The 24,131-nt window shown below is 60.2% G+C and carries 13 protein-coding genes and 1 pseudogene; 12 read left to right on the forward strand and 2 right to left on the reverse strand.

The features are described 5' to 3' along the window. Positions 1-514: 514 nt before the first annotated feature. A complete protein-coding gene (locus CK489_RS13815) occupies positions 515-6,868 on the forward strand; it encodes a shikimate kinase (protein WP_245350368.1) in 6,354 nt (2,117 codons plus the stop codon). A gap of 212 nt (positions 6,869-7,080) precedes the next feature. Here CK489_RS13815 and CK489_RS13820 read toward each other — a convergent pair. Continuing rightward, positions 7,081-8,146: pseudogene (locus tag CK489_RS13820) on the reverse strand (IS630 family transposase). A 1,189-nt stretch (positions 8,147-9,335) separates the two neighbouring features. Between CK489_RS13820 and CK489_RS42250 the strand changes: the two are divergent. The 7 genes from CK489_RS42250 (at position 9,336) to CK489_RS13855 (ending at position 17,301) form a co-directional block, all read left to right on the forward strand. Then, positions 9,336-9,821, forward strand: a complete 486-nt coding sequence (locus CK489_RS42250) for an aminotransferase class V-fold PLP-dependent enzyme (RefSeq protein ID WP_095732664.1) — start codon at positions 9,336-9,338, stop codon at positions 9,819-9,821. A gap of 109 nt (positions 9,822-9,930) precedes the next feature. Next, on the forward strand, positions 9,931-11,748 hold the full coding sequence (locus CK489_RS42255; RefSeq protein WP_349626931.1) for a PLP-dependent transferase: 1,818 nt from the start codon (positions 9,931-9,933) through the stop codon (positions 11,746-11,748). Between the two features lie 31 nt (positions 11,749-11,779). Then, positions 11,780-12,838, forward strand: a complete 1,059-nt coding sequence (rtxC, locus tag CK489_RS13835; protein WP_050631388.1) for a dhydrorhizobitoxine desaturase — start codon at positions 11,780-11,782, stop codon at positions 12,836-12,838. Then, positions 12,835-13,665 carry a gamma-glutamyl-gamma-aminobutyrate hydrolase family protein gene (locus CK489_RS13840; protein WP_050401219.1) on the forward strand — a complete coding sequence of 277 codons (831 nt, stop codon included), beginning with the start codon at positions 12,835-12,837 and terminating at the stop codon, positions 13,663-13,665. The genes rtxC and CK489_RS13840 overlap by 4 nt, the downstream gene beginning before the upstream one ends. Continuing rightward, positions 13,662-14,684: an EamA family transporter gene (locus CK489_RS13845; protein WP_244486411.1), complete on the forward strand. Its 1,023-nt coding sequence runs from the start codon at positions 13,662-13,664 to the stop codon at positions 14,682-14,684. Before CK489_RS13840 ends, CK489_RS13845 begins: the two co-directional genes overlap by 4 nt. After that, positions 14,681-15,970 carry an ATP-grasp domain-containing protein gene (locus CK489_RS13850; RefSeq protein WP_050401220.1) on the forward strand — a complete coding sequence of 430 codons (1,290 nt, stop codon included), beginning with the start codon at positions 14,681-14,683 and terminating at the stop codon, positions 15,968-15,970. Before CK489_RS13845 ends, CK489_RS13850 begins: the two co-directional genes overlap by 4 nt. Next, positions 15,967-17,301 carry a glutamine synthetase family protein gene (locus CK489_RS13855; protein ID WP_095732665.1) on the forward strand — a complete coding sequence of 445 codons (1,335 nt, stop codon included), beginning with the start codon at positions 15,967-15,969 and terminating at the stop codon, positions 17,299-17,301. Before CK489_RS13850 ends, CK489_RS13855 begins: the two co-directional genes overlap by 4 nt. Before the next feature lie 217 nt (positions 17,302-17,518). Here the strand turns inward: CK489_RS13855 and CK489_RS13860 are convergent, their stop codons facing one another. After that, the gene (locus CK489_RS13860; protein ID WP_050401222.1) at positions 17,519-17,815 is read right to left on the reverse strand and encodes a hypothetical protein; all 297 of its coding nucleotides are present in this window, start codon (positions 17,813-17,815) and stop codon (positions 17,519-17,521) included. Positions 17,816-18,199: 384 nt separating this feature from the next. Between CK489_RS13860 and CK489_RS40795 the strand changes: the two genes are divergently transcribed. The 4 genes from CK489_RS40795 to CK489_RS13875 all read left to right on the forward strand — a co-directional run bounded on the left by CK489_RS40795 (position 18,200) and on the right by CK489_RS13875 (position 23,787). Further along, positions 18,200-18,442, forward strand: a complete 243-nt coding sequence (locus tag CK489_RS40795; protein WP_128089675.1) for a hypothetical protein — start codon at positions 18,200-18,202, stop codon at positions 18,440-18,442. Positions 18,443-19,640: 1,198 nt separating this feature from the next. Next, entirely contained in the window at positions 19,641-20,834 is a 1,194-nt protein-coding gene (locus CK489_RS13865) for a DUF932 domain-containing protein (protein WP_095732666.1), read from the forward strand. Between the two features lie 590 nt (positions 20,835-21,424). Next, the gene (locus CK489_RS13870; protein WP_095732667.1) at positions 21,425-22,495 is read left to right on the forward strand and encodes a DUF7146 domain-containing protein; all 1,071 of its coding nucleotides are present in this window, start codon (positions 21,425-21,427) and stop codon (positions 22,493-22,495) included. Between the two features lie 368 nt (positions 22,496-22,863). Continuing rightward, on the forward strand, positions 22,864-23,787 hold the full coding sequence (locus tag CK489_RS13875; protein ID WP_050631384.1) for a DUF2493 domain-containing protein: 924 nt from the start codon (positions 22,864-22,866) through the stop codon (positions 23,785-23,787). The last annotated feature ends 344 nt before the right edge of the window (positions 23,788-24,131 follow it).

The raw sequence follows: 24,131 nt of genomic DNA on the forward strand, positions 1-24,131 counted from the left end.
ACCTGATCGTGGCGCAGCCAATCTGGAAATTACTCCATCGGCTTCGGATGGTGACCGGCAACGCGCCGATCGGACCACTGACCGCCCGCAAACAGGCAGGCTAGCGCCGCATGGCCAATCCATCTCTGACCGAAGCGGCCGAACCGGAAGGTCGCATGTCGACAATGCTGCCCTGCAGACTGTCCAAGTTGGAACACCGGAAAGGCGTTCTAGACGTTCGGATGAACTAAATGCCGCCTTAAGGGAAATCGCCAGCGCTCGCGACATCGGCGTTTTCTCACGCGCAGTTGTACGTTACAGCAAGCAGCTGGGAAGGCAGGATCGTTCAGACTTTCTGCAAACCGCAGCTGCCCGCTTCGATGCTCGATTTGTGCCGCTGTTGGAGGAAAATATCCGGTCCTCGTGGGGATACGCCACGACATGCAATGAGCTGAGCCGGGAAGCTGGAGGTGAGGCCGGCATGAGAGCTTGCCAGGCCTTAGCGGTTCGGTTGTCGCGCCTCGACAAGACGCTTATGAAGCAAATCGATCCCATCGCACTCTCTTTGTTTGCGTTATCGTTCGGCCGACATTCCTCGGCGGCGAGCTGTCGCGAGGCTGCCGTCGCAATCGCCGGTGAGGTGCCGTCCCAGCTCTCGCGTTTTGACCCGCAGGCGCTGGCCAACCTGGTGAACGGTTTCAGCAAATGGCCGAACGCGGCGGACTGTCGTGAGGCTGCCGCCGCAATCGCCGGTGAGGTGCCGTCCCAGCTCTCGCGTTTTGCTCCGCAGGGGCTGGCGAACCTGGTGAACGGTTTCAGCAAATGGCCGGACGCGGCGGGCTGTCGCGAGGCGGCCGTCGCAATCGCCGGTGAGGTGCCGTCAATGCTCTTTCGTTTTGCCCCGCAGGAACTGGCGAACCTAGTGAACGGTTTTAGCAAATGGCCGGACGCGGCGAGCTGTCGCGAGGCCGCCGTCGCAATCGCCGGTGAGGTGCCGTCTAAGCTCTTGCGTTTTGAGCCGCAGCACCTGGCGAATCTGGTGAACGGTTTCAGCAAATGGCCGGACGCGGTGGAGTGTCGCGAGGCTGCCGTCGCAATCGCCGGTCAGGTGCCGGCCAAGCTCTTGCGTTTTGACCTGCAGCACCTTGCGAACCTGGTGAACGGTTTCAGCAAATGGCCGGACGCGGCGGGCTGTCGTGAGGCTACCGTCGCAATCGCAGGTCAGGTGCCGTCCCAGCTCTTGCGTTTTGATCCGCAGGCGCTGGCGAACCTGGTGAACGGCTTCAGCAAATGGCCGGACGCCGCGGGCTGTCGCAAGGCTGCCGTCGCAATCGCAGGTCAGGTGCCGTCAAAGCTCCTGCGTTTTGCCCCGCAGGAGCTGATGGACCTGGTGAACGGTTTCAGCAAATGGCCGGACGCGGCGGGCTGTCGCGAGGCTGCCGTCGCAATCGCAGGTCAGGTGCCGTCCCAGCTCTTGCGTTTTGACCCGCAGGCGCAGGCGAACCTGGTGAACGGTTTCAGCAAATGGCCGGACGCGGTGGAGTGTCGCGAGGCTGCCGTCGCAATCGCAGGTCAGGTGTCGTCCCAGCTCTTGCGTTTTGACCCGCAGGCGCTGGCGAATCTGGTGAACGGTTTCAGCAAATGGCCGGACGTGGTGGGCTGTCGCGAGGCTGCCGTTGCAATCGCAGGTCAGGTGCCGGCCAAGCTCTTGCGTTTTGTCCCGCAGCACCTGGCGAACCTGGTGAACGGTTTCAGCAAATGGCCGGACGCGGTGGGCTGTCGCGAGGCTGCCGTCGCAATCGCAGGTCGGGTGCCATCTCAGCTCTTGCGTTTTGCCCCGCAGCAGCTGGTTCAACTGGTGAACGGTTTCAGCAAATGGCCGGACGCGACGGGCTGTCGCGAGGCTGCCGTCGCAATCGCCGGTGGGGTGCCGTCCCAGCTCTTGCGTTTTGACCCGCAGGAGCTGGCAAAGCTTGTGAACGGCTTTAGCAAATGGCCGGACGCGGTGGACTGTCGCGAGGCTGCCGTCGCAATCGCAGGTCAGGTGCCGTCCCAGCTCTTGCGTTTTGACCCGCAGGCGCTGGCGAACCTGGCGAACGGTTTCAGCAAATGGCCCGAGGAAGCATCTGCGGGCCAAGCGACGATCGCGATCGCTCGTGAGGTCCGCCGCCGTGGCGATCAACTCTCCCATTTTACTCAGCAGGCGCTGGCGAATCTGGTGAACGGATTCAGCAAGTGGTCGGAAGACCCGGGCACTTGCCAAGCCGCGGCCGTAATCGCGGGTGAGGTCGGTCGCCGCCCGCTCTCCGATTTCACGCCGCAGCAGATGGCACATCTGATAAATGGCTTCAGCAAGTGGCCCGACGACGCAGCGTGTCACCGGGCGCTGGTGGATGTCGCACGCGGACTAGGCCGGGCAGGCCAACGCTTCGGTACCTTCACGACGCCTCAGTTCGGCATGATCGCCAATGCCCTGGGGCGAAGTATCGTGAGAGGAGAGGAGGCGGGCGAGATCACAGAGACCGCTCTGCTGAAGGATCGTTTGCATCAGTTGGCCCATCACCTTCACTATGACAATGATCGGCTGGAGCAGAGCGATGTTCGGACCATAGCCAGCGTTTTCAAGGCCTTGTCGAAGGCTCGGCTGTTCGAGGATCTGGGCTCACTCGCCCCGACCGGGTTGGATCGGCTCAACGAACTGCATCGTGCCCCTGGTTTTGCCGCTGAGAATAATCTCGAAACCATGGGCAATCTCTGTGCCGCGCTGGTGCCGCTGGCGCGCAGCGCGCACCTGCGCTGGCACCGCAGAGTGGCTCTCCACTTGCTGAACGATCTCCAGCCGGTCGTGGAGCAAAAGATTGCGGCGCACTTCAATGCAAGCGCGGCAGAGCGAACCCGTGGGCCGCTCGCCAGTCGCGGTCCTGCGCTCTCGATCTATCAGATGATGAAAGCTCGTGCGGTCCTGGCGAACATGTTCAAGCGACCGGATATCGAGGGCAAGAAGGCCGATTTGCGCAAGAGGCAGCAAGAGCTCCGGCACGGTACCAAAGAGACCCTGGCCAGGACGCGCGACCTCATCCAGGGCGATCTTTCCAACATGAGCTGGAACCTGATCGCGCAAATCGAGGCAGAGAGCCCGGTCGATGCGCTGGACGCATTCGTCGAGCAGAACGCCGCAACGATCCAAGACAAATATCCTGCGTCCATATTCGATGTTCACGAGGTATTGCGAGCCATGGATCACGAGCCGAGGCCCCCACAGGGCAAGGCTGGTCTGATGCGGTTGCCGGTGGTGGACATGCAGGGACGGCCGCTGGCCACGGATCCCGAGACACGATACTCGATCTTTCATCGGCTGACCTCAGGGGCGATCGAGGTGGTCGCCGTCCAGCTGCCAGCAAAGCCGAGCGCCCTCATGCTGGCGCGCACGTTCACGTATAAGGGGGTGCCCTACCGCATGGACCTGTTCGGCGGCAGCAAGTTGAAGGCACCAAAACCGACCGTGCTCGAAATCGCCGCCCGTGCTCCAGCCAAGCCGGCAATAGCACCTTCGGGAGGAAAGCTGCTCGCCATTCCCTATGCCGAAACAGCTCCGGGCACGTCTTTCGAGAAGCTGATGCGCGCCTGGGCGCCCTTCAAAGAGGCTTATTGGTACACTCAGCGTAGGGGATTTGCGGCGCCCCCCGCAATCAAGGATCTCGGCCCTCACGACTACGCGCTCGAGGGCGCTTTCAAGCTGTTGCTGGCGCCAGACCGCCCGGCCAACGTGGCGCATCCCTTCAGACTGACCGGACCGGAAGGCCCGATTGCTCTGCGACCGCATGACGGCTGTGGCTTCATCAAGGCCTCACTCGCCGAGCGTATGCTCGCCGTTCGCCGTGCCGGCCCGAAGGAAGGTCCCGATCGGATGCCGGCCTATGGCGAAGCAAGCAGATCGTTCGTACCGGCCTCGGCGCTGCAACATTATCCGCGTAGTGAGCGAGTGGCAGGCGAGGCGCGCGAGAAAGCCAAGGCTTGGCTGGAGAGCAGAGGAGGAGAAAGCCTGATAGGCGAGCATCTGTTTCGTATGGTGACAGCAGGCCACATCGACGGTTCCGGCGCGGTTGCCGTCCCGTCCAGTGACGATTATCTCCATGTGTCACAGCGCAAGAGCGAGACGTTGACGGGAACGGGGGGCGTGCTGATCGGGCGGTCTCCCTATGACAATCCCAACCTGCGCCCGCTTGCCCACGAACGCGTCAAGTCAGCCGCTGATGGGGACCCGACTGCGGCATTCCTCGATAGATGCGTGGCCATGCAATACAGTTTCAGCGTCGCTGAGAAGTCGCGGGAGCAACTGGCGGCCGACGATCCGAGCTTCTTTGCCAAAGGCATTCTGATCGTGGTGCCGGACGAGCTGTGGCCGGCCGACTACGCCGATCGTGGCCTGGTGATGTCGGCTGAGGACGTCAAGTGCCATTCGAGCTGGACCGAGGGCAAGGACCGCGTCAAGGCGGACACGCTGGTCGACTGCGTCGGCATCCTGCAGGCGACCGAGGTGTTTGCTCCGGGTTCGTTGGTCGCCGTCCCGACCGGTGAGCAGATAAAGCTCGACGGCGATTTCGACGGAGATACGATTGTGATCGTCGGTGACCGGCCGCAGTTTTATGAGCATGTTCGCCTGTTCGATGACAAGGAGCAAGCCCGCGGGGTTCGCTCGCTCAAGCCACCAAAGTCGCATACGCCGGCAATCGAGGGCAATGATTACAAATTCAGTCGTGCCAGCCAGATCCTCGCGGCGACGCGGGATACTTTGGAGACTTATAGCGGCCTGCAGCGGAGTTTTCTGGCGCAATCCCATCAAGCACGGCGTTGGTTTGCCGAGCGCGCAGTGTTTGGAACTTTCGAGGGGTTTCATCACGAACTTCATCGCGACATCCGTCAATTGCTGACCCAGGAGCAGGTGAGCGCCCAGGATGTCGAGCACATGCTCGATAGAGCGAGGCCCGAGATCAAGCTTGCAGATCATGCAGTCGCCCACGAAATTGCCGAGTTCCTCGTCACCGAGCTTGAGGCATGGGCAGCAAGCATGGATGAGCAGGTGCTGCCCGAAACGGTCGAAAGCGCGCGCGATACCAAGCTGACGGTGAGCCCGGCGCTTACAGAGCTTTTCCCAAACCTGGCGGAGACCTATCCGGCTGCCACTCACCCGCGCGAGCGTATCCAGGCCCTGCTCGACAATTGTCCTCCGCGCATCAGTCCACGGCCGGATGGGTACATTGCCGATGACCTCGTGCAAAGCGCAGGCAACCTCTTGAGCCTCGGCATCAAGGTCGGAACGGACGCCTTTAAATCCGACACCAGCGTCCAGCTGTTTATGAAGAAAAGCCAACGGCTCCAGAGCCTCCTGCAGCAGGCGCCGGGCCTGAAGTCGGTGCCCTATGTCAAGAGTATGGCGGCGACCCTTAATCACGGGATGTTCAATGTCGACACGACTTTGGAGGATCTGAAGGACAATCCCACATTGGCGGCTTCAATCATGGAGGCCTCGATCAATCTTGCTGCGGAGAAAGGGATTCTGCCTCGCCCCTTTGACCGGCAGCCTGCCGAGGATACTGCCGTCAAATTGACGCTAACTCGCGAACTGGCCTCGGAGCGCGCCCAAACCGAGGTGGCGCGCGCCGCAGTCGAAGAGAAAGCGATCACTGCAGCGGCGCTTCAGGTTGCCGAGGATCTCCGACAAACGGGCATCGATGTGAAGATGCCCCATCTCGGCCGTCGATTGAAGACAGAAAGCTCCCTCAGAGACCAGCTTATGGTTGTGAATGATGTCCCCGAAGGCGCCTCACAGCTGATCAGCAACGCCGTGCGCCATGTCTTCGAAGTGTCCGATAAGGATTTTGCAAAGGCCTTCCGGAAAGCCATTCTGTCGTTTGAGAAGCAAGGCTACACCGAAATCAGCACAGCAAACTGGTTCAGGATGAACGCTCCGACCTTTGTCGGCATCAAGACTGTGCTCGCCACGCCGGATGGTTACCACTTCGAGGCGGAGTTTCATACGCCGGCCAGCTACAAAGCCAAAATTGCCAATCACGATACTTATAAGGAGCTCCAGCGACTGCGCAGAAGCGATGCACCGGATGACCGTAAGATAGAGCAGCTCACGCAGCGCGTGCGCGAGGTCCGCAGAGAAGTTGCGATACCCGATGGTGTCAAAAACATTCCCCACTTTTCAATCGAAGAGGCGCGTACAGCTGGCGTCGGCGCTGGCTTTGCGCTGCGATCTAGCCGACAAACAGGGACGTTCGAGCGATCACCGACCGCAAAGGAGGTTGTCGCGGCCCTCGACGGCCGGCCGATCGTGCTCGTCGGCATGCCCAGCTCCGGCAAATCCACTATTGGCCCACATCTTGCGCGACGACTAGGGCTGCCTTTCATCGACTCCGACAAAAAGATTGAGGCGATGACTCGCATGTCGATCACGGACATTTTTTCGACCAAAGGGGAGCAGTACTTCAGAGACCTCGAGGCGAGTTTGATCGCGGAGTGTCTCGAGCGGGGACCCACGGTGCTCGCCACTGGTGGCGGCGCGTTCATGCGTGAGGAGACGCGGCGCCGCGTCGCCGAGAAAGGGGTCTCGATCTGGCTCAATACCGACGCGGGTGAGATCAGGAAGCGCCTTGCTCGTGACACGACCCGCCCGCTGTTGCAGACCGAGGACCGGGAGGACAAGATCACGCAATTGATCCGCGATCGCGAACCGTTCTATCAACTTGCCGATCTCACCATCGTCCCGGGAAAGCGTAATAACAGGAGCGCGGATCAATGCGTGGTCGCGCTGCATGCCCATCTTTGCGGCGAGGCGAGCGCGGACCGGATACCGGCCAAGGTCATGGGAGCGCAACCGTGACCTTGCCGCTTACAAGGTTGATTGTCGATATCGCGCGCACTGATCGGTATGAACAGTCTCTTCGCCTCGAGTGGGCACACCCCTCGAGCCAGGCGAAGCTCGCCCTGCTCAGTGCTGTTGTATCAACCTCGTCCGACAATTCAAACGCGCCGAGCCAGGCGCGGCCATCTCGAAACGGCAGAGGTGCCCCACATGAACGTGGCACGCGCGACCTAGTGTTCTGTCCAGCAAATTCGCTGACAAAGTCGCGCGAGTTTCTGGAGAATGGAGTCGGCAGTTGCGGTCCAGACGAAGGGGCGAGCATCTGCATTGTGGGGGCGGATAAAGCGGTCGATTGTTTTTGACGAGGTCGGCGGTGGAATCGAACGATCCCCGCCGGATCGCACGTTGGGTGATGAGCGCGAAGAAGCGTTCGACCTGGTTGAGCCAGGAGGCGTAGGTTGGCGTGAAGTGAATGTGCCCACGCGGGCGTCGGGCGAGCCAGGTCCTAACTGGGATGCTTGTGGGTGGCGTAGTTATCGACGACGAGATGGATGTCCAGTTGGGGCGGCACTTAGCTTCGCTGTGGCGCAGGAAGGCGAGGAACTCCTGTTGACGATGGAGCGGTGATTGCGCCGTCGAGCACGTTAAGGGCGGCGAACAGAGCGGTTGTGCCATGACGCTCGTAGTCGTGGGTGACGCCTTCGATGTAGCCGAACCCCATAGGAAGCATGGGCTGGGTTCGTTCGAGGGCTGAATTTGGCTCTTCTCATCGACGCCAAGCACCACGGCCTTGTCAGGCGGATTGAGATAGAGCCCGACCACATCGCGCAGCTTCTCGACAAAGAAGAGATCGGTCGAGAGTTTGAAGCTGCGAGTGCGGTGAGGCTGCAGCCCGAAGAGTTGGAACAAGCGATGAACGGTGCTCTTGGCAATGCCCGTCTCTTAGGCGATGGCGCACGCTCGAATGGGTTGCGGCTTTGGGCTTGCGAGCGAGTGTCTTGGTGATCATCTCGGCCACAGCCTCATCCTCAACCGTGCGAGGCCTGTACGCATCTCGTCGTAGAGTCCCTCGATCCGATCTGCGACGAACCGATTGAGCCCTTTGCCTATCGTATGGGGGCTGACACCAAGCCGCGTCGCCACGATGACATTGCTCGGTTCAAGTTCGCAGGCCAGCACGATCTTTGCCCGCAGCGTCAGCGCCGCAGGGAACGAGCGCGACCGCGTGATGGCCGTGAGTTGCGTACGTTCGTCATTCGAAATCGTCAGCGGCGCCTTCGGCCGTCCGGTGCGCATCGGGTATCTCCTTCGATCAGGATACCCGAAACCTCTGCAATAATTATGCTACGGACTTACGGGACAGAACACTACGCAGACAGGACGGAAATCGAGCGGCCGGTTGCTGACAGACCGCGCATGACTTGCGATCAAAACGTGCGGCTCTCAGGAGGTTTAATCATCTAGCGATTTCCTAAGCAACGCGCGTTCTAGACCATCATCGTTCTGTCAGAAACCTGCCTTCGAGCCCGCGCAAGCTGCTTACTCTTCGCCATCCGGCTATGCGCTCATCGTCTCGCTCCAAAGTCCGCTTTCCGGACGCTCCATCGAATGCAAACAGACGGCGTATCTGTTTGCCGATGTGGCAAAGCGCCGCGCACGCAACAGCGGGCGGAGCAGGCTAGCTCACCTGTCCGTGGCCATCGAGCTCAGGTGATTTCCGACAGCGTCATTGAACTCCAGGCGACTACGGAGCTCGTCCGAGAACCTCCGCACAGGTCGTCTTGTCTCCCGAAGGTGGACGCGTACGTCAGGAAAAATTCACACGAGAAAATGCCGGAGAGGGTTGAAACGCACCTAACGTCAAGTTGTACCATCTGAAAAATAGACGGCGAGGGTCGTCAGCGTACAAAAATCTCCAACGAACGACAGTGTGAGAATGTCTCAAGTCTTAGGCTCACGCAGGAAGCGGCGATCATCAAATGCGCCGTGCTGATCCGGGCCGGCCGCCACGGTCGGACGCGCACGGCTAATCCGACTTCAATATTGCCGGAGTGGCGCCGCGTAAGCCGTCCGGTTGAACTGTCGACGCGCGGCGACAAGCCGACACTCGCGCTCAAATCTGCGGGATGCGTATGGCGGGATCGGAGTGGCGCGTCGCGCCAAATGGGGTTCGAGGGGCGGTCATAATGCGAACAGTTGGGGGATCTGAATGACATCGCTCAAGAGCCTCGCGAGACGTCACATCGCATCCGCGACTGGATGTGCAGGTTGTCCCTGGGCAGCTTCTTCGACTGCCGATCCGGAGCGCACCGGGGCTCTATCGCGCAGGGCGCAAAGCTCTTGAACGGCGCTCGCCGTCTCGATTGCTGGGGCGGTTTTGTTCCAGATGCATCGTTGAATACAACTGAGGGGGAATAGTGTGACAAGACAGCGTTCTTTGCTGACGCCTGGTCCATTGTCGTTATCGCTGGATGTCAGGAGCCAAATGCAGCTTGACCTTGCATCGCGCGATTGCGAGTTCAAGGAAGTGACCGCCCGCATGCGGCGGCTGATCCTCGATTTGCTGGCAAATGCCGACGACTATTCGGTGGTCCCGATTCAGGGAGGCGGCTCTTTTGCGATGGAAGCCGCTCTGTCAACATTCGTGTCTTCAGCCCACAAACCACTCGTTTGCATAAACGGCATCTATGGCGAGCGCATATACAAGATGCTGCGGCTATGGGGTGTCGAAGCGCAGACGCTTGCCAAGCGGGCGACCGACCCTTTGGATCCTCAGGAGATCGGCGAGCATCTGAACCGAAATCCTGGCGTTACGCACCTGTGTTTCGTTCATTGCGAGACCACGACCGGCATCGTCAATCCGCTGGATGCGATCGTGGAGGAGGCGAGGCGGCTTGGCGTGAAGACGATCGTCGACGGGATGAGTTCTTTTGGCGGCATCGATATTGACCTGAGCAAGGGGGGGCCCTGACGTCCTGGTCACGTCGAGCAACAAGTGCATAGAGGGGCCTCCGGGCGTAGCGTTTGTCATCGCCTCTCGCGAACTGTTGGAGAAAGCGGTTCAAGAGCCGAGGTCATTTGTGCTCGACGTGAGAGACCAATGGCTCTCGCTGGAGCGCACAGGTGAATGGCGTTCGACACCTCCCACCCACATCGTTCAGGCAACGACCAGGGCACTGGAGATCCTGGAGGAAGAGAGCATTCCTGCCCGTCGACGCAGGTATGAGAAGGTCAGGGACGATCTGCTCAACGAACTCGAAGGAGTGGTCTCCCCGCTGCTGGCCGCCAACGTGCAGTCGCCGGTCTGCGTTGCGTTCGTTGCGCCGTCGGGGATGGCGGATCAGGCAGCATTCGATGGGCTGTATCGCCACCTGGCGAGCCACAACCTCTACATCTACTCCAAGCTGCACATTGCGACGCGGAGTTTCCGGATCGGCTGCATCGGGGAAATTCAATCCGGATGGATTCAGCAGTTGGGTTGCGCCTTCCGGACATACTTCCGCCCTGGTCAGGGTGCGGCAGCGCGACCAATATCCGCCCAGGAGACGTCCCAGGCCCTCGTCAAGGTGCCGCCTCGCGTGGCAGCAAGCGCGCAGGTGCCATGGTCCCCCGAGACTGCCGTTCTGCACGCGGGTTACCGTCGCGACCCGGTGACGAAGGCTGTGGCCGTGCCGATATATCAGAACACGGCTTATGAACTCGATGGCGATCTGAACCACATTGCCGACGTCTACAACGTAAAGGCTGATGGGTTCACCTATACAAGGATCATCAATCCGACGACCCGCGCGCTGGAAAGAAGGTATGCGGCGGTCGATACGGGAAGGGATTCGCTCGCCGTCGCATCAGGGCAAGCGGCAACCTTCCTTGCCATCGTCAACCTGGCAAGCGGGCAGGTCGGGGATAATGTCGTCGCCTCGCCCTATCTGTATGGCAATACCTGGAACCTGCTCCATAACACGCTGAAGCGTCTTGGCATCAGCGTCAGGACGGCGGATCCTCGAAGGCCCGAGACGTTCGAACGTGCCATCGATGATCGCACGATATGCCTGTTCGGAGAGGTGATTTCGAACCCCTGTCTGATTCCGCTTCCGGTCAAGCAACTGGCGGAGATCGGTCGGAAGTACGGCGTTCCCGTGGTGGTGGATAATACCACGACGCCACTGGTATGCCGGCCGTCAGATCTCGGTGCTGCGATCACGACGTACTCCGCGACGAAATACATATGCGGTCACGGCACCACGTTGGGCGGGCTGATTGTCGACAATGGAAAGTTCAGCTACCGCGGAGCCTCCCGCTTTCCGTTGTTCAACGGTCCTGACGAGGCGCATGGCGGGATTATCTGGCGCAGCGCGCTGCAGGATGTCGACGATCTTGGAAAAAGCGAGTTTCTGCTGAAGGCTCGCATGACTTGGCTGCGCGATACCGGGGCTGCGATCGCTCCGTTTGCGAGCTTCCAACTGATCCAGGGGCTTGAGACGCTGCCGCTTCGCATGAAGCAGCACTGCGCCAACGCCAGGGTCGTCGCAGACGCTCTCAAGAAGCATCCAAAGGTGCGCCGTGTTTTCTATCCGGGGCTCTTCGAAGGCGCCGATCGGGAAACCGTCGACCAGACGCTCAACCCGGCATATGGGCACGGCGCAATGGTCATGTTTGAGGTGGAGGACGAGCTGGCCGGACGCAAGTTCATCCAGAACGTCGACTTGATGTATCACGTTTCGAATGTTGGGGATGCGCGCACACTGGTGACGCATCCCGTCTCCACGACACACACAACCGTTCCACGAGAAAAGCGCGAGGCCGCGGGCATATTTGGCGGTTCGATCCGGCTTTGCGTCGGCATCGAGGACGTCGACGACATTGTCCGCGATCTGCACAAGGCGCTTGCCGCAATCTGACAACCTAGAAAGTGATCAGGAAGGGATTCTCATGAATCAGCCAGAAGCTTGGAAACTGAGGTCGTCACGCTATGAGGCCGTTCCATTCAGTCGCGAAATCAATAGGCAGCTCTCCGAGCTGAGGCCCGATAACATAACGGGTGCTGCCTATATCGCGAAAGACTACGTCGTGATCGCGGCGTGCACGCTCGCGACCGTGTCGGTCTCATGGTGGTTGTATCCGCTCGCGGTCCTTCTGATCGGCGCCTACCAGCGTGGATTGACGACGATCGCCCATGATGCGGCTCACCGCACGCTCGCGAAGAACACCACCTGGAACTACGTCCTTGGGATTCTGTTCGCTGCCTATCCGTTGTTCCAGCGCCACTGGGCCTACCGGATCTCACACGTCTATTTGCATCATCCATATCTCGGCGACCCGGACAAGGATCCTGACCTGAAGTTCTTCCTGGCCAACGGTGTTTACGACGTGCAGCCGCCTGAGCGATACGCGTTCAACCTGATCTGGAAGCCGATATTTGGCGGTGCGACGGTGGCGTACCTGAAGTATCTCTGGACCAACCGGTTTTCGATCAGGGATGCCGAGGACGAGAGCCGCTCAGGCATACTTATCGACAAATATGGCTTCTATCTCTTCTGGATCTGCATCCTGGGCGGATCATATGCCCTTGGGCTGCTCCACATCGTGATCCTGTTCTGGATCGTGCCCTATCTCACCACGTTCCAGGTGCTTGGCTGGTTTGTTGAACTCGCCGAGCATTCACCGATGTGCGAGACCGAGACGCAGAACGTCTATCTGACAAGGAATCGCAAAGGAAATTTCCTGGAGCGGGCTATCCTTGGGCAAAACCTGGATGAATATCACCTCGAGCATCACCTCTCGCCTGGCATCCCGTTCTGGCTGTTGCACAAAGCCCAGAAAATCAGGATGCAGGATCCGGCTTACGCAAAGGTTGCCGCAAGCTGGGGAGGGCTCTTCGTCAAGGGGCCGCAAGGTCAGCCGAGCGTCATCACTCAGTTGAAGGAGCGAAACCGACGACTGTATGAGCAGTCTGTGCGCGGTGCCAGCACGAGCGGACAACCCGCGTGACGTTGCAACGGCCAGACAAAGCCCGCGCCGTGGTCGGCATCACCTCGAACCGTCTGTTGGTCGATGGAGTGCATCGCGATTGGTTGCGGCGCAAGTACGTCAAGGCTCTGCTTCATCATGCGGGCGTGGCCTGCGTCATATTGCCGACGATCGACGCTGAAGATGCGTCCGTTGAGACCGCACGGGCGATCATGCGGACTCTCGACGGGCTCGTGTTGACAGGAGACGAATCCAACGTCGATCCTGCCATTCTGAGGGCGCCTGCGTCCTGTCCAGGGCCTGATCAGCAAGACATCGAGATTGGAATCCGTGATCGTCCCCGGGACAGGCTCTCCGGGGTAGCGATCAGAAACGCCATTGCGCAGGGAATGCCGATCCTGGGCATCTGCCGCGGTCTGCAGGAGCTCAACGTCTATTTCGGCGGCACGCTTCGCTCATCCCTTAGCGCGTGGAGTCTAGGAAGTGGCCAGATGCATGCCGAGAAGACAGACCGCCCGAGAGATCGCCAGTACGATGTCGCGCACAGTATCAGGGTATGTCCCGACGGTGCGCTCTTTCCGATCGCGCGCACCGTCGAAGCACAGGTCAACTCCCTTCACAATCAAGGCATAGAGGTGCTCGCCAGCGCCCTAAGACGGGAGGCGTGGGCGCCTGACGGCCTGGTCGAAGCGGTTTCGGTCGTGGGCGCGCCGACGCTGCAGATCGCCGTGCAATGGCACCCCGAATGGCACGCCTCGACCGATCTGCTGAGCAAGCGACTATTCACGGCGTTCGGAGAGGCGTGTGTTGCGTACGCCGAACAAAGAAGCACGAGAGGTGGACAGTGACATTTCAAACCAAACGCGGTCCGCCTAGATCGAAAAAGGAGTTCGTCGAAACCGACGCGCCGGCATGGTTCGGGCTGCGTGCTGCGCCGCAGCAACCTCGAACGAACGGCGGACGATCGACAAGCCGCTTCGCTCTGGGAGTTCTCTTCGTGGCGCTTTACGTCGTCCTGAGCGCGGCAGGAGAGGTGTATGCGGCATCGTATTTTCAGCAGGCAGACCTGTTCGTCGCTCTGTTGGTGTCCTTTGCTGCGGTATGTCTGTCGTTCAATCTGCTCGCTGGTCACGGGACGGGCAAGGCACGAGTGACGAAGCCAGCGCTCGTCGCTTTTGTGTCGCTCAATCTCGTGACCGCGGTCAGCTGGATCGGATTATTTGTCGGCCTGAAATACGCCGAGCCTGCGATCGTCGTCGCGTTCATGGTGGCGATAGGACCCGCCGCAACGGTGTGGTTGAATGCGCTGATCAGGCGGAAGGGTATCCCGCCAGCAACCGACATCGTCGTGAGCGTTACGATTGCGATGATTGGCGGCTATATGATCTGGATCTCGGTCAGCGGCAATGCGGGTGTGCAGTGGGGACCGCAATCGTCCTTCGGCATCGTCCTCGCAATCGTGGCGGGCCTATCGCTGGCGCTCACAAATATACTGGTCAAACTACTATTCGATTGCGGGTTTTCCGGTCGACAAGTGTTGGCGCATCGGTTCTATGGAACGATTTTCCTATTGCTGGGACTGGTCGACTATTCCTCCATCGTGCTTGAGATCTCGCAGCATTGGCCTGCGATCGCAGCGATTGGGCTTTCCACGATCATTGTTCCGTTGCTTTTGATCCAGGAGGGCATCCGCCGCGTCGAGCCCTTCACCGTCAACATGGTGCTGTCCACCGCCCCTGTCATCACGTTCCTGTTCCAGTACTTCGATTCTCGTATCGTGCCTTCGCTCCACACGTTCATTGGAAATGTTCTCATCACGATTGTCGCTGTCGGCAACGTCTACTCGCAATATCGGAGGACCGCATGAACGAACGCAAATGTGTAATCGTCGATGCATATTCGACTGGCCGATTTCTACCTGAAGAGTTCAGGCGGTACGGAATTGGAACGGTGCACGTGATGTCGGCTGCACAGATCCCAGCCATCTTCCAGTCGCATTTCGACGCGGACCTGTACGATGAAGTCATTCGTCCCCACGAATGCATGGCCCACGACGAGATCGTCGAATTTCATCTTCAGGCCCTCCGCGGCAGGGAGCTGGAGTTCGTTATAGCGGGGTCTGAGACCGGAGTTGAGCTCGCCGATTCCATCTCGGAACGGCTGGGGTTGCCTTCGAATGGGACGGCTCTGTCAGCCGCCCGGCGTGATAAATCGCGGATGTCCGAAGCGTTGGCCGCAGCAGGCGTGCGATCGATCAGGCAGGTCGTGTCTGACAATGCCGTTGAAATCGCTAGCTGGAAACGTCAAGAGAACTTCGATGAGATCGTGATCAAGCCACTAAATAGCACAGGCACGGAGGACGTGTTCTTCTGCTCGGCTGATGCGGATGTCGAGCGCGCTCTGGCTGCCATCGTCGGAAAGACGAACCGGGTCGGAGCGTTCAATGAACTGGCGCTTGCACAGGAGAAAATAAACGGTCAGCAATATACCGTAAATGCCGTCTCGATCGATGGAGAAGCGTTCATCACCGAGGCCTGGACTTATGAGACCGTTCCCGTCGAGGGCGCATCGTCGGTCTGCTCACGCGAGTGGTTGCTCGGATCCAGGGAGCCAATCGTTCTGGAGTTGTCCGATTATCTTGTGCGTGCGTTGCAGGCACTTCAGATCGTCAACGGACCAGCGCATGCGGAGATCATCGTCGATGATCGCGGACCAGTTTTGGTTGATTTCGGAGCGAGACTGCAAGGAACCATGTCGGCAAAGGCCAGGACCATGGCGTTGGGTGACAATCATATGTCGCTGACGGCCTGGCGGTACGCAAATCCCAAGGAATTTGGTGAGTGTATGAGGTTGCGTGGGGCCTACAAGCGACAGGCTCATGCACTGTGCGTCTCGTTGATCTCCGATATGAGCGGTGTCGTTGCCGGTTACTCCGGATTGGATGCAATCCGTCACCTCTCGAGCTTTGCGGATGCCATCGCATTCGTTCCCATAGGCCAAAAGCTGGTCCCGACGATCGACCTGGTGTCCACACCAGGCATCGTGTACCTCGTCAATAACGACCTGGCACAGCTTGAGGATGACTATCGCCAATTGCGTGCGCTGCGGATGAACCAGGTGTTCGATCTGATGGCGCAGGAAGGCGGCGAATGACCGCCATCCGTGTGGCGCGCACGAACTCAGCTCGTGCGGCGATGATTGGCGTGAGCGACTTTGACGGTATCCTTCGAGGTAAGCACGTCCTGGGTGAAGATCTCTCGAATGGAGACAAGATCGTCAAGTTCTCTGAAGCGGTGCTGGCGTGGGATTGTGCGGACCGCCTCATTCCCGAAGGATTCACGCAAAAGCCACTCTCAGCATTCGGAGATGCCGATCTGCGTGTTCTGTCTGGCACCGGCCGTTTGGTGTCTTATCTCGGCGATCAGGATCTCTACCTTGCCGAGTTTATGGGCGCACATGAGGACATCTGCCCGCGAGGTATCCTGCGCAAAGTCCTGAAAAGGGCAGCTGATCACGGATACGGCTGCACGGCCGGGTTCGAGTTCGAGTTCATGCTGTTCAATGAGAACGCCGACACGATTGAGGACAAACCGTTCGGCCAATGGGCTCCGTTCACGCGAGGGCCTTTCGGTTACTCGATTGCGCGCTCTGTCGCGCACCAGGAGCTGTTCGGCGAGATCTTGGCGCTTTGTGAGAAGGCCAGAATACCTCTCAGCGGCTTGCACTTCGAGACAGGGCCGGGCGTGATTGAAGCATCACTTCATCATTGTGATGCCCTGGAAGCTGCGGATCGAGCCATCATCTTCAAGGCAATGATAAAAGCCTGGGCGCAGACGAAAGGCATGATGGCAACATTCATGGCCAAGGTTCGTGAGGATTGGCCCGGCCACTCGGGCCATATTCACATCTCGGTGTTCTCGGACGGACAGAATGCGTTTTACGATAGTAACGCGTTTGGCAACGTCTCAAAGATCATGAGGCATTTTGTCGGCGGACAACTGAATTACATGAATGAGTTCTGTGTCCTCGCCGCGCCGAACTTCAATAGCTACAAGAGATTGGTCCCCGGCTACTGGGCGCCGGTCTGCCCAAGCTGGGGAATTGACAACCGCTCCTGCGCGGTGCGGGCCATTCCGGGAGAGCCGTTTTCACATCGCCTCGAGTACAGGCTGGCTGGTGCAGACATGAACCCATATCTCGCTCTCTCATGTGCTATCGGTTCGGGTGTGCTGGGCGTCGAGACCGATGCGGACTTGCCGGCTTCGATCGTCGGTGACGCAAGCATGGAAATGTGTCCGCGCTTCGGAAGGCTGCCTCAAAGCCTGTCGGAGGCAACATATCGGTTTGCACAGTCGCCGGCGGCCAATGATGTGTTCGGAGAAAGGTTTGTCGAGGCCTTTTCCTGCTCCCGGCGCTGGGAGTGGGAGGCCGTTCAACATCGGGTGACTGACTTTGAACGTCGGCGGTACTTCGAGATCATCTAGCTGTTCGCGCTATTGAGGATTGCCGCCGTTGCGCCGCGGTTGGTCAGGGCCTGGGCGTCCGTCCGGGACAGCCGCGGAAGTTCACGCCTGGACCCTTCCTTCCTTCGCCGTGTTCTTGGAAGCTGGCAACCATCCCAATCCTGCTATCCATCTTGTTGCGCTTCAACTGAACCTCCGGCCGCAGGGCGACCGGAGGTTGACCCAACAGGTCTTCGCGTCAGTGCCGCTTGCTGCCTATCGGCGTGCTGTTGGACGCAGGGTCGTCAACCGCTTCATTGTCGGACGCGTTGCCGTCGTCTGCATTCTTTGCGCCCTTGGTCGACTTCCTGCCCGCTTTTGCGCCAGCGGCCCTGAGCTTAGGCGACGGGTCGTCATCATCGCTTATCCCGCTCTGTACGCTTGATGCTTCGCCTTTGCGAGCCTTGGCATCTGCGGCAAGGCTTTGCGCAATGACTGGGTAAACAAGGAAAGCCGCAAGGCCGCATGCGAATACGGAGGTCTTCACCAATTTCATTCACGTCTCCTGGATCGATTTGCTTGACGGAGCGATTTTGGCTCGACGCCACGCCGCCCGCCTGCGCCGCTTGCGTCGCGTTAAGCGAACGTGCAGCGCGGCTTCATCTAATCTCTCTTGTGTGGTCATCGTTTAGGAGATTTGGGGTAAATTCGCGAAGTTGTTGTCTTACCTGTGGCGATACAGGATCTGCGCTGCTGAAGTCGCCGAAGTCCCCGGCCGGGGAGATGGACGCGCGCGACGGGCGGCTTTAAGTTCGCACGTCTGGAGTCGTCTCAAGGCAGGCACCGCCTTTGTCGTGGAGCTTGTCAGCATCCTGTAAGCTAAGCTCGGCAGTCTACCGCTATCGAAAGCCGGCTTTGGCGGTTCTCCGGGAGACTAGGTATGGCTTCTATCGAACGAGCTTTGTCTACGCACGCTATGCCAACAATCATCGAGGATGAAGAAATCCAGCACCCGAGAACGGAAGCCTCTCCATCAGCCGATCCAACGGAGTTTCGCCAGCAACCAGTCGCGCTGAGAAGAGTCGGATCATCCAACGCGGGCGACAATTCCCTGGGCAGTATGTCGCAGGAGTTTCGCGCGGTGCTGGCCGGGATAGGGGAACGTCGCCCGAGCTTCGCTTGAATCCTCCCTATCGTGAGTCTGCGTTGCGCGACGGTCCTCGTCTTGTGCGAAATCCGTCGCAGGGGCGGCCTACTGACCGCCTTACCGGGATTGTCGACCGCAACGGCATTTTGGATAGCTCGGGCGGTATTGCCTCCGAGGCGGATACTAACGAATATAGGCAGTGGTGCCTTGAGCGGTGGGCCGCCAATAGGCAGGGAGCTTCGGCGGAGCGGTTGCTGCTTGCGTTGTCCGACGACCCTCGCTTTGTGCGGCATGATATCGCCCGTGAACCGACCACTCGGGTCAGCAAGCCGCATCGTCATTTCCCGTCGAGCCTGTGCGTCCTCAAGGGGCCCAGGACCTGCGGCGTCGACACGACACCGTCAACAGTTTCGATAACTCCATCGAGAGCCGAGATGATACCAGCGACAGTGTGGGTTTCACTGCTTCAGAGGAGGACCTGCGTCGCCAGCGCGCCATCCTCGAGTTGACTCGACCGGTGCCGCCCCGAGACAGAGTACGCAGCGACGACTCAACGGTACGCGAAGTCGCCCACGTATTCGCAATGCAGCGCGGCCATCAAGCCGAGCCGTCTGTCGTGGGTCCGTTGCGCGGACTCGGCTTTCAGAATCAAGAAGCCGCCGGACCTTCGTCTTCCGCCGAGCCTTCACGCCATCACCAGCGACTGGATCGCGCAACAACAGGGCCGATGAATGGCTCCGGGCATCTGGACTTCGGCCCTGTCGTCGGGCCGAACTGGGTCCATCGCGATCAACCGTCCCCTGCTTCCCTGATTCTTCAGTTACGTCAGCACGGCTTACTGCCGAACCAGCGACAGACGACCATCGAGATCAATAGTGTGGCCTGTACAGTCGTGCGGGGGCCGGGAGGCGCACGGGACATTCGTCTTTTCCGTAATCGGTATGTTCCGCCGCCGCAATCTGGCATCGTCACGCCGTGAGCATCCATGGACCGTAGGTCTCGGGTTCATTGCCGTCTCCCTGCGGGAGCGGGCTGTCGGCTCACGCTGAAACCCCGGCTTGCGCCGGGTTTTCACCCTTCGGGCTTCCATCCCTGACGGTAGCTGCGGCGGCGCCGGAATGTCTTGGGCCTCGGGGTGGCCGTAAAAAGGGAGAGGCAGAGTGGGGTGGCCTTGGCCATGACGGGTTGAGGGTCGGAGGAGAGTCTTCCGGCGCCCGTCATGGAGATTGCTGCCATGAATATGCAAATTGTTGATGCCGGCCGAATTGCGAGCGGCGGATACAAAGTGGATGTGAGGCGCGGCGAGCGCGTCGGTCGGGTGTCCTCGGAGTGGTTTTCCCGCCCAGCAGATCAGCGTTACCTGTCGCTCGATGAGCTGGCCCGCACGGTGCACGATCGGGCGAACCGCAGCCGGACGCGCGTGGTCGAAAGCGCGCTGATCCATGTCAACGCAAGCCGTGCCGACCCTGAGCGGCTGGCCTTGATGTTGCCCGGCTCCGACACTCCGGTTGCACCGACGCATTGGAGCTTCGGTCAGCTTGCAAGCCAGGTTGGCGCTCCGGCCGCTTACCTGCGGCAGCTCCCTGCGTCACTCGCAGCCATCAACCTGCAATATGGCTTGAACGCCAATCGTCTGGAGCAGATCAAAACGCTCGAGACCGAGGGGAGCCGTGTCGAGCTTCGCGCCGTCACCGGCCCCGACTATGGCCGGATCTACGACCACGAGTTGGTCGAGGCCGTACAGCGCATCGCCGGCAATGGCACAGGCGATACACGATGGAAGGTGCCCGGTGTACTCGACTGGTCGAGCGGCATCTACAATCCCCGTGTCGACATTTCCAAGGCCACGACGACCCTGTATGCATCAGACAGGGACGTTTTCATCTTTCTGGTCGATGATCTGAATCCGATCGAAGCCGGTCGTCTTCGCGACGGCTCGCCCGACCTCTATTTCCGAGGCTTCTATTGTTGGAACTCGGAAGTCGGCGCGAAGACCCTCGGCATGGCGAGCTTCTATCTTCGTGCGGTTTGCCAGAATCGCAATCTGTGGGGCGTGGAAGATTTCGAGGAGATCACAATCCGCCATTCCAAATACGCAGCCTCGCGATTTGCTCACGAGGCAGCCCCGGCATTGTCGAGCTTCGCCGACTCTTCACCCATGCCGTTCGTCAACGGCATCAAGGCCGCTCGCGCGCGGATCGTGGCACGCAGTGACGAGGATCGCACCGAGTTCTTGCGCCGCCGCGGCTTCTCCAAGGCCGAGACAGGCAAGGTGATAGATGCGGTGCTGGCGGAGGAGGGCCGCCCGCCTGAAAGCATCTTCGACTTCGTGCAGGGCATCACCGCCGTCGCGCGTGACAAGCCGCATCAAGATGTCCGCCTGGACATGGAGACCAAGGCCAAGAAGTTGCTCGACCGCGCGGCGTAATGTCAGCCAAGCCGGAGATCCTGGTCTCCGGCCTGGTACGCCTACCCTTACGTTCAGGGGTGATGGGCGCTGCTCTCTCGCCGTCATGTCCATCGCGGACTGCCAGGTCCGGGCAGTTTCGAATTCTTGCGGGATCGAGACCCGCGCAGGGATTGCGACGACGACATCGGAATCTCTGGCTTCTCGCGTCGACACGATCGGCTGATTCATACAATCGCTGCCACGAACCCATTTCCGTGCGTTCAGCTTCGTGTTCGCCCCAACGTCTTGGCTCAGGGGCAGTCAACATAATCGCCTCTGCCACCGCCGGCGGCCATTTGAGCTTCATCCGATCCGCCATGTGACGGCGCGACCTGGTTTTTTCCGATAGCGCGGCACACGCCAACGAACGCCATTTGCCGCCGAAAGCGAGAGCGAGAGCTGGACAGGCTTGTCCGCGAACGGGTTGGAGGCCGAGAGAGGCTCCCGGCCGCCCGGTTCGGAGAAGCTGACATGGCAAGCGCCGTTTGGAAGATCAAGCTGTCGCCGTCGCGCGACATCCTCTTAAGCAAACTCAACTTGATCCCTTTCGTTGAGCGGGAGGACGCGTGATGGTCTTTGATGTCTCAGAATTGGTACGCCGCCTCGCACGCGAGGCCGAGGGCGTATGCCGACACTATCTGTCCAATGGCAAGCGGGTGGGGCGGTACTGGGTGGTTGGCGACGTTCGCAATACGCCAGGACGCTCGTTGTTCGTACGGCTCCAGGAATCGACAAAGGGGCCCGCCGGAAAGTGGACCGATGCCGCCACCGGAGAACATGGGGACCTGCTCGATATCATCCGCGAAAGTATGGCTTTACGCGATTTTCGCAAGGTTGCCGAGGAGGCGCGACGCTTTCTAACGCTACCTCGTTGCGAGCAGCAAGCCGCCCCGAAAGCCGACGCTCCAGCGGCGCGAGCCGGTTCGCCGCAAGCCGCCCGTCGCCTGTTTGCAATGTCCAGCTCCATCGACGGTACGGTGGTCGAAGCTTATTTGCGGCGTCGCGGAATAGTCAGTATCCACCATAGCGGCAGCTTGCGCTTCCATCCACGTTGCTACTATCGACCCGACGAGCATTTGCCGATGGAAACATGGCCAGCGATGATAGCCAGCGTCACGAATCTTGATGGGCGGATATGCGGCGTGCATCGCACCTGGCTCGATCCGGACGGCTTTGATCGCATCCGGCTCGGCAAGGCTCCCATCGACACCCCACGGCGCGCCATGGGCGACTTGCTCGGTAACGCTGTTCGTTTCGGCCTGGTGGATGATGTGCTCGCTGCCGGCGAGGGCATCGAGACCATGCTGTCGCTGCGCTGCGTCCTGCCGACCTTGCCGATGGCTGCTGCGCTTTCGGCCAATCATCTCTCAGCCATGTTGCTGCCGGCTGGCTTGCGTCGGCTCTATATCGCCCGTGACGCCGATGCCGCCGGAGACGCCGTACAAGCCATCCTTACCCGGCGCGCGGAGGACGCCGGCGTTGAAGCGATCTCGCTATCGCCTTGGCTCGGCGACTTCAATGAAGATCTGCATGTCTTCGGCCTTGAGGTTCTCCGGGCAGCATTGCGGCTTCAACTTGTTCCTGACGATGCCGCCCGCTTCCTGCGCTCGTCCACGATCGAGGCCGGGCAGTCGCGGTAATTCGACCGATGGCGAAAGATCGGTCATAGCCGAACCCAATTGGCGGAGAGGACGCGACCTTCGGCCCTTCTAGCGGGCGATCGGACGGCAAGCGGCCCGGGCCGGCAATGGCTGCGTCCGGCCATTTTCCGCCGCGCGCAGGCAATGAGAAGACACGATCGCGATTTGGCGAGCGCGCTTTGCATCGCGAAGCAAAATAGCCGGTCTTCGCCATCCTCCGCTGCCGCTTCGGCCCTTCGCTTCCGCCCACGCCCTGCGGGCCTAGGCGGACAAGCCGCTCCGGGTTCTGGCCCGTTCCGCCCGCCGTCTGAGTGATCGCCACGAAGGCCGCGATGGGCGCGGCCGCTCCGCCAAAAGGATCTCTTGCGATGACCGACCACGACGACATCGAACCGACGCATGCCCCGTCTCCGAGCGAACACGTCCTCACCGAATTGCAGCTCTTCGGCTATCGCCCCTTCGACGACCAGCCAGATCCAAGACCTCTTCCCGAGGGCCGGATGATCGCCGGTACCATCGTCGATATGTTCGACGTGCTGGTCGCCACGATGAGCAATACGCGGCTTGAACCCGATCTCAGCGAACTCCTCTGGTCAACAGTCAACCTGTTCCACCGGGCCGTCGATCGTATCGAACGACAGCTCGACGACAATGAACAAGCGCAGCACAAAAGCCAGCGGGAGCAGAATGGGTCAGAGGTGCGATCGGTCGAGCTCGAGCGCCTGACGGCGGAGGGCATCACCCTGATCGAGCGCCGAAATTGCCTGGAACTCTTCCGCGACCAGGCGATGGAGCAGTTTGAGGTTCACACCGGCTCGTCCTGGCGTCCTCGGTCGGGCTCGCTGGTGAGCCACCGCACGCTCACGGCAGCGATGATCGACTCCCGCGACTTCATCGCCGCCAAGCGCCGCTCCCAAACCGAGGTCATGTTGCCGGCAGGACCGAAGATCGCACTCACCGGCGGGCTCGACTTCAACGACCACCGCCTCATCTGGGATCGCCTCGACAAGGTTCACGCCAAACATCCCGACATGGTCCTGCTCCATGGCGGCTCACCCAAGGGGGCCGAACTGATCGCTTCCAAATGGGCGACGAGCCGCAAGGTGACCCAGATCGCATTCAAGCCCGACTGGACGAAGCACGCCAAGGCAGCCCCCTTCAAGCGCAATGATGCCATGCTCGAGCTCTTGCCGATCGGCGTCATGCATTTTCCGGGTACGGGAATCCAGGACAACCTCGCCGACAAGGCGAGGCGTTTCGGCATCCCCGTCTGGAAATTCGGTGGCGCGTGAGCGCCGTCTTTTCCAAACTATCGAGCGGAGCTGGACGCCTGTCACTCCGGCGCGTCCAGCTTTGGCTCCAAAGTCGCGGCTTGCGACGGTGGTGGAAGACGCCTTCCTAATCCATCCGAATGAAGCCGCCACCATGCTCGCGCCTGGTCTTGTTCTGACCACACCACGCATTGGCTCGTTATGCCGCGCCGCCTTAGTGCGGTCAGTGGCGGCCTGGCCTTTTCCGTCGCACCTGGTGCTCACGCTTGCGGGGATCGGGCTGCTGACGCGCTTTGCGTTGGCGGCGCGACATGGACGCAGGTGACTGTTCTTGCTTGCGAAGACCCGCCTGTTGGAGCCGGCTG

The organism is Bradyrhizobium sp. UFLA03-84, assembly GCF_002289535.1.
Classification (GTDB): domain Bacteria; phylum Pseudomonadota; class Alphaproteobacteria; order Rhizobiales; family Xanthobacteraceae; genus Bradyrhizobium; species Bradyrhizobium viridifuturi.